The 12,255-nt window shown below is 44.4% G+C and carries 9 protein-coding genes; 4 read left to right on the top strand and 5 right to left on the bottom strand.

Features of this window, described 5'->3' with window-relative positions; all coding sequences use genetic code 11:
• Positions 1 to 8: 8 nt before the first annotated feature.
• Both JT26_RS04405 and JT26_RS04400 read left to right on the top strand, forming a co-directional pair.
• On the top strand, positions 9 to 2,741 hold the full coding sequence (locus JT26_RS04405; RefSeq protein WP_036846782.1) for a S8 family serine peptidase: 2,733 nt from the start codon (positions 9 to 11) through the stop codon (positions 2,739 to 2,741).
• Between the two features lie 4 nt (positions 2,742 to 2,745).
• Complete coding sequence (locus JT26_RS04400) at positions 2,746 to 3,699, top strand: hypothetical protein (protein ID WP_036846779.1); 954 nt, start codon at positions 2,746 to 2,748, stop codon at positions 3,697 to 3,699.
• Between the two features lie 270 nt (positions 3,700 to 3,969).
• On the opposite strand, the gene fabD is transcribed toward JT26_RS04400, so the two are convergent.
• Positions 3,970 to 4,851 carry an ACP S-malonyltransferase gene (gene fabD, locus JT26_RS04395; protein WP_036789652.1) on the bottom strand — a complete coding sequence of 294 codons (882 nt, stop codon included), beginning with the start codon at positions 4,849 to 4,851 and terminating at the stop codon, positions 3,970 to 3,972.
• 187 nt (positions 4,852 to 5,038) lie between these two features.
• On the opposite strand from fabD, the gene JT26_RS04390 reads away from it, so the two are divergent.
• Positions 5,039 to 5,938: a mechanosensitive ion channel family protein gene (locus JT26_RS04390; RefSeq protein ID WP_036789831.1), complete on the top strand. Its 900-nt coding sequence runs from the start codon at positions 5,039 to 5,041 to the stop codon at positions 5,936 to 5,938.
• A gap of 83 nt (positions 5,939 to 6,021) precedes the next feature.
• Here JT26_RS04390 and JT26_RS04385 read toward each other — a convergent pair whose 3' ends face one another.
• Together JT26_RS04385 and cmk are read right to left on the bottom strand one after the other, a co-directional pair.
• The gene (locus JT26_RS04385; RefSeq protein ID WP_036846776.1) at positions 6,022 to 6,903 is read right to left on the bottom strand and encodes a 4-hydroxy-3-methylbut-2-enyl diphosphate reductase; all 882 of its coding nucleotides are present in this window, start codon (positions 6,901 to 6,903) and stop codon (positions 6,022 to 6,024) included.
• On the bottom strand, positions 6,900 to 7,625 hold the full coding sequence (cmk, locus tag JT26_RS04380; RefSeq protein WP_036846773.1) for a (d)CMP kinase: 726 nt from the start codon (positions 7,623 to 7,625) through the stop codon (positions 6,900 to 6,902). Before cmk ends, JT26_RS04385 begins: the two co-directional genes overlap by 4 nt.
• A gap of 58 nt (positions 7,626 to 7,683) precedes the next feature.
• Here cmk and JT26_RS04375 point away from each other — a divergent pair, with 58 nt between their 5' ends.
• Positions 7,684 to 8,400: a hypothetical protein gene (locus tag JT26_RS04375; RefSeq protein ID WP_036846770.1), complete on the top strand. Its 717-nt coding sequence runs from the start codon at positions 7,684 to 7,686 to the stop codon at positions 8,398 to 8,400.
• Between the two features lie 8 nt (positions 8,401 to 8,408).
• Here JT26_RS04375 and JT26_RS04370 read toward each other — a convergent pair whose 3' ends face one another.
• Positions 8,409 to 10,352 (bottom strand): ATP-dependent DNA helicase RecQ, encoded by a 1,944-nt coding sequence (locus JT26_RS04370; RefSeq protein WP_036846767.1) that lies wholly within the window; start codon positions 10,350 to 10,352, stop codon positions 8,409 to 8,411.
• Positions 10,352 to 12,103: a single-stranded-DNA-specific exonuclease RecJ gene (gene recJ, locus JT26_RS04365; RefSeq protein ID WP_036846764.1), complete on the bottom strand. Its 1,752-nt coding sequence runs from the start codon at positions 12,101 to 12,103 to the stop codon at positions 10,352 to 10,354. Before recJ ends, JT26_RS04370 begins: the two co-directional genes overlap by 1 nt.
• Positions 12,104 to 12,255: the final 152 nt, after the last annotated feature.

Here is a 12,255-nt window from a genome sequence, read left to right as displayed (position 1 = left end):
AGGCTGCTATGAGAAAGATAAAAATGAAAATGGTATCTCATAAAAATCTTGTAGCAATACTTATTGTATTTGCAGTAGGAGTTATGGGATGTCGGAAAGATGAATATCCGGAGCGTCCCGATAAGGGAGATAATAAACCGGAGGTTGAAAAAATAGAATCTAACAAAGCTTTTATAGAAGAGGGATATCTGAGAGTCATGCTGACTCCTGAGTTGGAGAAAGAGTTTTCCATAACAGGAAATAAGGATGGCCTAAGAACCGGCTCGTCCAGTCTCGATCTTTTTCTCTCATCTATTGGTGCGAAGTCTATGACACCTGTATTCCCCGGAAATGGAGGCGCTTATGAGAAATACAGGCGTGCAGCAGGGCTTCATCTTTGGTATGATATTCAGTTTGACAAAGAGAAAACTACTGTCCTTCGTGCCGGCAGATCCGCAGAAGATCTTAAGGATGTCTTTTCTTACACAGAGCCTATATATAAGCCGATTAAACCAGAGAGTGTACCGATACGAGCCAATAATTCTTTTGCATTAAGATCCGAAAATCCTAAAGCAGATCCCCGCCTCCCATATCAATGGCATCACTCCAATGTTCAACAGCTTCCATTATATGTGAAGGGGATAGATATCAACTCTTTGGCTGCATGGGAGATAGAGACCGGTAAGCCAAATGTTATCATTGCTGTGTTGGATGGAGGTGTAGAGGTAACTCATGAAGACCTTCAAGAAAATATCTGGGTCAATCCTCCGGAAACAAGAGAGTATGGCGATGATGTGAATGGGTATAATTTTGTCCTTAATAATGGGAATATAGAGCCTGATGATCATGGAACTCATGTTGCAGGAATCATCTCAGCTCGTCGGATGAATGGAATTGGTGTCGCGGGAGTCGCAGGTGGAGATGTCTCGTCGAAAGGAGTGAAGATAATGTCATGCCAGGTCTTCTCCGATCAAGGAAATAATCCTGCTGCCGCACCTCGTGCCTTTGTTTATGCCGCGGAGCATGGAGCCGTAGTAGCCCAATGTTCTTGGGGAATGGGAGGCTCTTCGGGTCCTGATGAGTTGCCCAGATCATATAAAGTGGCTATTGACTATTTTATTGATATGGCGGGTATAGATCCTAAAACAGGAGAGCAAGCTTCTGGATCTCCGATGAAAGGAGGAGTCGTAGTTTTTGCCGCAGGTAACAATGCGAAGGAGATCTGGTATATTCCCGGATCTTACAGCCGGGTTGTTGCAGTTTCTTCTATCGGACCGGCAGGAAAACGTGCTGTTTATTCCAATAGTGGAGTTTGGGTAGATATTGCTGCTCCTGGAGGGGATTATGACTATGGAAATCCGGATGCTCTCATTTTAAGCACTGTTACGGACAATCAGTATGGCTATATGCAAGGGACTTCTCAAGCGGCGCCGTTGGTATCCGGAGTTGCCGGTTTGGTTCTTTCAAAATTTGGAGGAAAAGGCTTTACCAATGAAGATTTGAAGAAGCGTTTGCTCTCTTCATTGAGACCGTTTGATCTTTATTCTTTTAATCCCAATTTTGTGGGAAAATTAGGGATCGGGATTATAGATGCCGCAAAGGCCCTTAGCATAGATGAAAACAAGAAGCCGGAGATGGTTGAAAATGTTAATGTCGAAAGAGGACCTAACTATTTAGACCTCACATGGCGAGCAGTTGCCGATGAAGATGACGAAACTGCCATTCTTTACTATCTGTGCTGTCTTAAAGATAAAGAGTTGAATGAGAAAAATATTTTGAAAGCAAAGAGAATTGAGATTTGCCAACCTCAGCTTAAGTCCGGAGATGTTGTAAAGTATAGGCTATCTTCTCTTGAACAAGACTCTGAATATTCAATGGCTATTATTTCAATGGACAGATGGGGACATCAATCTAAACCATACTTTTTTCATTCTACAACTCTGAAAACAATTCCTCCTAAACTTTCCCGTTCTAGCAATAAAGATATCCTTCTCGTGGGATCGGATCCTGCGTGTCTTGATGTTGCAGTCGAAGATTCTGACGGATATGATTGGAAGTATAAAATAGAAGGAGAAACAAAAGGCGTAGAGGCTGAAAGGAAAGGAAATCTTATTAAATTCCGTTTTCACAGAGTGTTGCCTGTTGGAAGATATAACATCAAGCTGATAGTCTTTAATGATTTTAGTCGGAGTGTTTTGGATATTCCTTTCACAGTAGCAGTCAATAAAGCACCTAATGTAGTAGAGAAGATTTCTTCTAAAATAATACCTATTACCAAAGCTTCTTCTTTTGAACTTGAGTTGATGAAGTATTTTTCAGACTTTGAGGGTGAGGATTTAAGCTTTGAGGCACATTCCTATAATCCAACAATTGCCATTCCGGTGATAAATGGAGATAAATTATCAATAAAAGCGGAAAAGAAAGGGCTTGTTCACATGGAGGTTACAGCTAAGGATCCTCATGGAGCGGTAGCAAGAATTCCATTTGATCTCCAACTTGTAGAGGATGATATTGTCTATTTGGTCTATCCGATTCCAGCTCAGAAAGAGTTGAATGTCAGACTATCGGATGATATATATTCTGCCAAAGTCGAAGTTTACTCTCAAAACGGACAAAGAATGCTTTTACAACATGTATCAATAGAGAATGAAGAAGGTAGATTGATTCCACTTCAAATCGGGCATCTTTCTGCCGGAACTTATTTCTTAATTGTGGAGGGTAATGGCAAGCGAGTAAAGCGTCCTTTTATAAAAATCAACTAAGATAATGATACGAATAAAGAATATTTTTGTTGGTCTGCTTTTATTTAGTGGTATCACTCTTTCTGTTCACGCACAAGAAAGACCGATATTTGATCTGTTACAGACAAATGTCAATGTAAAAGGGGCGGCTCTTGGTGAGGCATACTTAGGCTTAGGTAATACTTTAAGTCTATATGGCAGTCAGCCAATTTCTCGCAGTGCTTCCGTTGGACCTTATGCCAATTACTCCTTGGGACTTCTTCCTCGGAGCGATAATGGAAGGCTTAAGACACATGCGATTGAATTAGGTTGTCCCATATCTGATCGCTTCAATATCATGGCTGGGATGAGGTACCAGTCAGGGCTGTTTATTCCCTCTGTCGATATGAGTGGAAGAGAAGGAGCCACTATTCATCCTATCGTTTGGAGTGCGGATTTTGGGACATCAACCATGATTTCCAAACAGCTATCAGCCTTTACCGGAATTTCATATCTTCAGAGTCATTATGGAGATCTTAGCAGGGCTCTTGTGGCTTCAGTTGGTAGTTCCTATAAGGGAAGATTCCACTTAGCTAACAAAACACTGCCGGCGGACTATATTTTTACCGTAAAAATGGCGGATATTGGTGCTTTATTTGCTCCTAAAGCTGAGCAGAAGTGGTTCTTTTCATCAAAAGTTCAGATCGGTAGCTCTGTATCGGTTCAATGTTCAACTAAGTATAAATTGACCTTGGCAGCAATGGGAAGTTACTTACTTCATTCATCAGAACGTTATCCGCTGTATGGAGGGGTAGGCTTAGAAGCCTCAACTTCAAGCGGTATAGCTCTACGCTCCGGCTACTATCGCCAAGGAGTCTTTTCAAAATATACAATGGGAGCCGGGTATAGATACTCTATTTGTTCTTTGGATTTTGCATATCAGATTGCATCGAAAAAAGATTTTAATAATTTTTCATTCTCTGTTCGCATTGATATATAGGATTTATGTGATGGTAAACAAAACTTGGAAGGTTTAGGTTCGACTTCCAAAATTATCCGAAAGGATATAGTGCTCGGGCCAGATCTTACAATTAAAATAAGTCGAGGCTGTGTCAAAGTTGAACTTTGGCACAGCCTCGATTCAAAAACGGGCATCGAATATCAACAAAAAGAAAGAGGGTGTGAACAAATTACTGTTTGGGCACACCCTCTAAGCTTCTATGTTTATGTTACAATTATTGCTGTGTTCTTACCATAAACCGGTTACTATTTATGAGTACCCCTTTGTTGCCATTCCTGATGCAATCTTCCCGACTAAACCTTGAAGGACATTGCCGGGTCCGAATTCTATAAATTCTGTTGCTCCATCAGCTACCATCTGTTGTACGCTCTGTGTCCAGCGTACAGGAGCTGTGAGTTGAGCTATCAGGTTGGTGCGGATCTCTTCCGGATCGGTATGTGGACGAGCATCCACGTTTTGGTAAACCGGTACTTTCGGAGCCTTGAATGTAGCCGCTGCTATCGCTTGCGCCAAACGTTGACGAGCCGGTTCCATGAATGGGCTGTGGAATGCACCGCTTACGGGCAGAGGTAATGCGCGCTTTGCTCCTCTTTCTTTAAGAGCGATACAAGCATCTTCGATGGCTGCTTTAGAGCCGGATATCACGACTTGTCCGGGACAATTATAGTTGGCCGGGATGACGACACCGCTGGAGATACCGGCACAAACCTCTTCTACAACAGCATCATCCAATCCGAGGATCGCTGCCATGGTGCTTGGTTCTACATCGCACGCGTCTTGCATGGCAAGAGCTCGCTCCGACACGAGACGAAGTGCATCTTCAAACTCCAATACGCCCGCTACCGCAAGAGCAGTGAACTCTCCTAAAGAGTGTCCGGCTACCATATTGGGTTGGGTGTCTGCTCCGAATATCTTGGCACAAACATAGGAGTGAGTGAAAACAGCAGGCTGGGTTACCTTGGTCTGCTTAAGCTCTTCGGCTGTTCCTTCAAACATGATGTCTGTGAGGGAGAATCCGAGTACTTCGTTTGCTTTATCAAAGATGGCTTTGGCTTCGGCATTGTTGTTGTAAAGCTCTTTTCCCATGCCTACAAACTGTGCACCTTGACCCGGAAATACAAATGCTTTCATAAGATATAGTTTTTTTGTTGTGAGTGTTTCCTTTATTACTGGTAAACTGAACAAAGATAATCATTTTTAATTCATTTATATAGGCATCATAATGTCTCATATCCGTGATGGAAACAGAATTGAAAGTGGAATATTATTCCTATTTTTGTTTATGACTCTCACGGGAAATTCTCCATTTATTTTTAAGATGATCTTTAACCTTATGAACCTTTCTACTACAATGACTGACATCTGGACAAAGCTTCAGGAGATTATGAACTTTGTCATATTCGATGTAAAGGGAAGCACCTTTACGCTGCTTACGCTACTTTATTTGATAGTAGCATCCACCGTTCTTATCTTTCTTGTACGGAGAATTTCTAAGCTTTTGGATAGCAGACTTTTGGTACGTATCTCCGAGCGGGGAACACGTGCAGCCATTGTTACCATCATTAGATATTTGATACTGTTTTTGGGATTTCTGCTCATCTTTAAGTCAGCCGGTTTCGAGCTTGGTACTTTTAGCTGGCTCTTGGGAGCACTTGGTGTGGGTATCGGATTTGGTCTTCAGAATATCACCAATAACTTTTTGTCGGGTATCATTATTCTGTTTGAACGTCCCATTAAAGTGGGAGATCGCATTCAGGTTGGCGATATCTCGGGAGACGTCGTAGAGATCTCCATGAGAGCCACAACGGTGGTAACGAATGACAATATATCGGTCATCGTGCCGAACTCACAGTTTATAAATGGAAATGTGATCAACTGGTCTCACAGCGACAGACTTGTTCGCTTTCGTTATCCGGTGGGTGTGGCGTATAAGGAAAAGCCGGAGAGAGTGAAAGAGATTGTATTGAACGTTGCTCGCAATCACCCCGGTGTGCTGAGTAAACCGGCTCCGGACTTTTGGTTTGTGGAGTATGGAGACAGCGCATTGAAGTTTGAGTTGATCGTCTGGACTTCTACCTACATCCAAAGACCTACAGTGCTGAAGAGCGAACTCTACTATGCGATATTTAATGAATTTAATGCAAATGGTATAGAGGTGCCATTCCCACAAAGAGACCTGCACATCCGGACAAACAGCAGTAGACATCCTTTTTCTTGAGAGGGGCATAAAGTAAAATCCCTAATGGCTTCAAGGTATGACCTTCTGCCATTAGGGATTTTTTCGTATCGTTTTTATTTCGATTACTGTTCTGCCTGCTCGGGCTTTGTGTTATTGATCTGTGCCACTTTTTCAGCTATCTTTTCCATCAACCATTTGGGTGTAGAGGTTGCACCACATATACCTACGCTATTGACCCATAGTGGTAGCGGTTTTGATATTTGCTCTGCGGAGGAGATGAAGTAGGAGTTGGAATTTGCCGCTTTACAGTGTCCGAAGAGGACTTTGCCGTTGGAACTCTTGTCTCCTGCTACGAAATAGATCCAATCTTTTTTCTTGGCAAACTCCTCGATATTAGGTATTCTATTGGAAACTTGCCGACATATCGTGTCTTTGTATTGGAATATGACATCTGCACCTTTATGGGTTTCGATGTAGGAGATAAGCTCTTCAAATCCAGCTATGGACATCGTGGTCTGAGAGAATAACACGATAGGGCGGTCGAGATCAATCTTGGAAACTTCATTCATGTTCTGCACTACAATGGCTTTTCCTCCGGTTTGCCCTACAAGACCATTCACTTCCGCATGTCCGTGCTTTCCGAATATGACAATCTGTGCATCTATATCTCGTGTTTTCTCAAAGGTGCGTTTGATGTTGCGTTGAAGTGCCAATACGACGGGGCAAGTGGCATCAACCACAGTGATATTGTGTTGGCGGGCAAACTCATATACTGCCGGAGGTTCGCCATGTGCCCTAAACAGAACCTTGCCGCCATTTAGAGTATTAAAATTAGAGTAGTCAATCGTTTTGAGACCTTTCTTTTCGAGTCTGTCCACCTCCTGATTGTTGTGAACAATATCCCCAAGGCATTGGAGTGCTTCTCCCGATTCCAACTCTTTCTCTGCATGCTTTATCGCATTGATTACACCGAAACAGAAGCCGGATCCTTCATCTATCTCTATGCTGAGGGATCTGTTAGAGGAACTTTTTTTTTTAGGGTGTCGTGGAAGTACGACAGCATGATTTCATTTTGTTCGTCTATCGAAAGATCGCTGTTATCGAGCATGATTGCATCTTCTGCCGGTTTAAGAGGGGCTACTGCACGGGATGAGTCTATCCGGTCTCGCTCTTGAACGTTGTGAAGGATCTCCTCAAAAGAGACCTTTTCTCCTTTTGCTGTCAGTTCATTGAAGCGTCTTTCGGCACGGACATCCGCACTTGCCGTTACAAATACTTTTAGTTCGGCATTCGGAAATACCACCGTCCCGATGTCCCTTCCATCCATAACGACTCCCTTTTGAACACCCATGGTACGTTGCTGTTCCAGGAGCAGTGTTCGCACTGCAGGTATTGTGGAGATAAACGAAACCTTGGAAGAGACTTCCATGCCCCTTATCTCCTGCTCAACATCTTGTCCACAGAGAAGCGTGTGTCCGTTCTCGGGGTTAAAGTCTATGGAAATATCGCCGAGGCTTTTCTCCACATCGGAGATGATAGGTTCTGTCCCGTCTGTTCCCCAAAGACCTTTGTGCATGGTGTGCAGTGTTACCGCTCTAAACATGGCACCGGTATCTATGTATCTGTATCCTGTCTCTTTGGCAAGCCATTTAGCCATAGTGCTTTTTCCACAAGAAGAATGTCCGTCTATGGCTACTATAATATCGTTTTGTTGTCTGTTTGTCATCGACTTGTAATTCTGATATAAGTTGAAAACAAAGATAGTAAAATAAGGGAGTAACAGTATGAGTCTTGCAAAGCTCTCCCTTTATTTTTACCTTTGCCACAGAGCGATCGTGAAGAGATCGCATAGAGACCGGAAAAGAAAACCTAACAGTAAACTGTACATAGCCATGAAGAGATACCATTCGATTCTTATCCTGTTTTTTCTTGTGCTTGGAACGACAGCGTCTGCTTATGCTCAAAAGATAGCCGTAACCAGAGATGGCGAAGAAGTACTGCTTCATGCCGATGGAACATGGGAGTATCTGGATGAATGGGATAGGGATGAAGAACCCGACTTTACGTTCGGACCTCGTCCGACCGGAAGGTCTGCACATATCACTATCAATGGTGAAGTTCGCTTTATGATAGTGGAAGGACAGCTGACCAACTTTCAAATCCTTCGTCGCAGAAGGGTCATTTATGATCACGTGATGAGGGAAAACAACGACAGATATGCAAGACTTTCATACGACTATCGCGGTCGTCTGGCTCGGATAGGTAATTGGGAACTGCAGTATCGGTTTAGGGACAACAAGTTGGAGAAGATAGGTCCATACGCGATCAAGTACAAGTTCAGCAACGACAGGGTAGAACAGATAGGACCATACCGGATAGATTATGATTTCAGCTCGGACAGAATCTCCCGTATCGGGAATGTGGAGATCAAGTACGACTTCTTTACCGAAATGCCGGAAGTACGAGGAAAGAATCCGGGTATGAAGATTGTGATACTTTAATCTGTTTCCTATTTCTTTTTCAATATCATATCATCCTCCCGAACCTCATAAGGATGACCTTCCCTCTTTGCAAAAGAGATGCTTTGAAGGATATATTCTTTCGGGGCATTGAGGGATTTGCACACCTTGGACAGGCTTATCGGCAGCGAGGCTTGTGATAGAAAATCCAGAATAACCTCCATTGTGCGAAAGGTGAGTCTGGATGGTTTCCTCTCCCGACACACATCGCACAAACCGCAAGGCAGGGAGTGAGTTTCCCCGAAATAGTTTAGAAGAACCTGCGAACGGCATTTCCTTGCCGAGCCGGAAGCATACGCGATAGAGGCTTTGGCTCTATCGCGTTCTTTTTGTAGTCGTTTTTCGTAGCTGTCGTAGGAGATATGTATGCTTTCCGGAAGGCATCGCGGTCTTTTGTAACGGATATAAGATGCTCGCTTTCCCGGTATATAGTCCAGAACGCCCCACCTGTTAAGATGCAGCATGGCTCCGTAAAAAGTATCTGCATCCATATCCAACTGTGTGCGTAGTTTGGGCTCGTCTATTATGGCATGCTCTGTAAACAGACCGGTATAACTCCTTAGTAGCAGTTCCACTACCCTGTAATGCAGATCTGAAGCCTCGTCCATCACTTGGTACAACTCATGACGGGAGAGGGTGATCTTCACTCTTGATGGCATATTCTGATCCACCTCAAAGTCTATATATCCTGCTATATCCAAGAGCGAAAGAGCGGCATGCACTTCCAGTACAGAGTGTCGGAACAGATGACAGAAGAGAGAAATATTCAGCTCGAACAGGTGCCCTGTCCCGGCTCCTTCCGCTATCTGCAAAAAGCTGGCGATGTCTCCATATATCTTTTGTATCTTTTCTCGAGGGGGAAAACCGCTTGACACTCTTTTCTCTACGGCAGAAAGGTCTGTCGCCGGATCGAATAACAGAACGGCATACGAGGGTTTATTGTCTCTCGCAGCCCGTCCGGCTTCTTGATAGTAGTCCTCCAAAGCGGTAGGAAGTTCAGGATGTACCACGATCCGAACATCTTCTTTGTCTATCCCCATACCGAAAGCGTTTGTGCAGACCATTATTCGGGTCTCATTGTTCATCCATGCTTTCTGTTTCTTAACCTTGCTATCGTGCGAAAGACCGGCGTGAAAGTATGCCGCATCTATACCGTTCTCGTTGAGCAGATCACAATAGAGCTTTGCTTTCTTTCGTGAACGCACGTATACCAGCCCCGATCCCTTGACGCTGTTGAGTATGTTTACCAGATCCGACAATTTGTCTGTCGTGGTTTTGACAACATAGCTGAGGTTTTTTCTGTAAAAGCTCCGCCGGAACAGCTTTGCCGGTTGCCGAAACATCAGTTTATCCTGAATGTCTGCAACCACCTCTATCGTTGCCGTTGCGGTGAGGGCTAAGACCGGCGTTTCGGGGAAGTGAGCGCGGAAGTCGGCTATCTTAAGATAATTGGGGCGAAAGTCGTACCCCCATTGACAGACGCAGTGGCTCTCATCTACGACAATGAGAGAGACATCCATGTTGGCTATTCTGCGCAGAAAAGTTTCGGATACGAGCCGTTCCGGAGAGACGTATAGCAGCTTGTATTCCCCATAGAGACAGTTGTCGAGAGCCTCTATAATCTTTCCGGACGACATCCCTGAGTGGAGATACTCTGCCTTGATCTTCAATGTTTGAAGCCTGCTTACCTGATCTCGCATCAGGGCTACAAGGGGAGTGATAACGACGGTAATGCCCGGTAACATAAGAGCCGGCACTTGAAAGGTAATGCTCTTACCGCCTCCGGTAGGCATGAGTGCCAGAGTGTCGTAGCCGTTCAGTATGGAGCGGATAATATCTTCCTGCATCGGGCGAAACTCATCGTAACCCCAATAGCGTCGCAGTATATCCAAAGGGGATACACTTACAACATCATTGACGGACTGCCGTACCATCAGGAAAGTACTCTAAAATCAAGAAGCAGGAGTTGCGCCATATTCTTACCCATACGGCTATACTCTTCTATGGTATAGACGATGTCGATGCGTGCTCCTCTCTTATATCCTTCTATCTTATATTGGGAGTTGTAGGCAAAAGCATTGAATATCTCATCCGTTCCATCCTCTTTAAGAGCCAGCTTCACGTGGCTCTTTGTTTTTCCCATAAACTTGGGCGAGGAGGCAAGCTCCAGATTTGTGGTGCGGAATACCGGTTTCTCGTTGTGAGGACCGTAGGGTGCCATTTCGCGTAATTGCTTTCTGAAAGTAGGAGTAATATCGGAGAGCTTGATATTCAAGTCTATGTTGATTTGGGGCGTAAGCACTTCATTGCTCACCTCTTTCTCTCCCAGCTCTTCTATCCGTTGTATAAAGGCTTCCACGTTGTCCTTATGGAGCGTGAAGCCGGTGGCATAAGTGTGTCCGCCGAAGTTGATCAGCAGATCTTTGCACTGGTCTATGATGGCATACATATCGAATCCGCCAATGCTTCTTGCCGAGCCACAGACCAAATCTTCTCCGCCTCCGGTCTGAGTGAGGACAATACTCGGACGGTTGAAATGCTCGGTAAGTCTGGAAGCCACAATACCTATCACGCCTCTATGCCATGACGGATCGTAAAGGGCTATAATCTTCTGTTTGGCAAGAGGTTCTCCTGTAGGACTTGTGGCTGTCTCTGTTTCCACTCTTTCCAAAGCCTGTTCGGTGATGGACTTATCCAACTCTCGGCGTTGGGAGTTGTAGCTATCTATGTTTTTGGTCATCTTGCGTGCCTCTCCTGCCGTTGCGGCAAGAAGTAGATCCACAGACTCCCTTCCATTTTGCATTCTTCCCGATGCGTTGATTCGCGGACCTATCTTAAAGACCACTTCGTTCATGGTTATTCGTTTGGTCTTTATCTCACTGACATCCATGATGCTTCGCAGTCCGAGTCTCGGATTTTTGTTCAGAATCTTCAGCCCATGGCAAGCCATTACTCTATTTTCTCCCGTAAGACTTACAAGGTCTGCGCCGATACTCACTGCCACGAGGTCTAATAGATCATAGACTTGACGGAGATCACCTCCATTGTCGATAGTAAATGCCTGTAAGAGTTTGAACCCCACACCGCAGCCGGAAAGCTCATCGAACGGATATGTGGAGCCGGGTATCTTGGGATTGAGAATAGCCACAGCGTCCGGAAGTTCTGCATCCGGGACGTGGTGATCACAGATAATAAGGTCTATTCCTTTCTCCTTTGCATATAGCACTTTCTCTACTGCCTTTACGCCACAATCAAGTGCAATCATTAGCTTACACCCCTCTCTCTCGGCATGGTCTATGCCTTGGAAAGAGATGCCACTGCCTTCATTGTAGCGTTCCGGTATGTAGTAGGAGAGTTGGGTTGTGTATTGCCGGAGAAATTTGTACATCAGTGCCACCGAAGTGGTTCCATCTACATCGTAGTCTCCATATATTAAGATCCTCTCTTTCTGCCCTAAGGCTTTGTTGAGACGGTCCACGGCTTCTCGCATGCCCAGCATAAGGAACGGATCGTGCAGATCCTCTATCTCCGGTTGCAGATACATCCGTACCTGCTCTGGAGTAGTAACACCTCGCTGGACAAAGAGCTTCGCGACCATGGGTAGAAGCATCGAGGACGAAGACAGCTCCGCCGCAACTCGCTCCTCTTCCGAGGTCAAGCTCTTCAAGTTCCATAGATATTCCATATGTGAAATCTCTTTTTTTCATTTTTTTTCTTAGGTCTCAAATATAGCAATAATATCTTGGATTTCATGAGGGATTTATATAATAACTCCTTCTTTATCTTCTTTTTGCTCTCTTTACTCGCTGTTTGGAGGAGATTTTCAAACTTCATTTT

The sequence above is a fragment of the Porphyromonas sp. COT-108 OH1349 genome (assembly GCF_000768755.1).
Lineage (GTDB): Bacteria > Bacteroidota > Bacteroidia > Bacteroidales > Porphyromonadaceae > Porphyromonas_A > Porphyromonas_A canoris.
The sequence above is the reverse complement of the archived record's forward strand: the minus strand, read 5'-3'. Positions and strand labels throughout refer to the sequence as shown.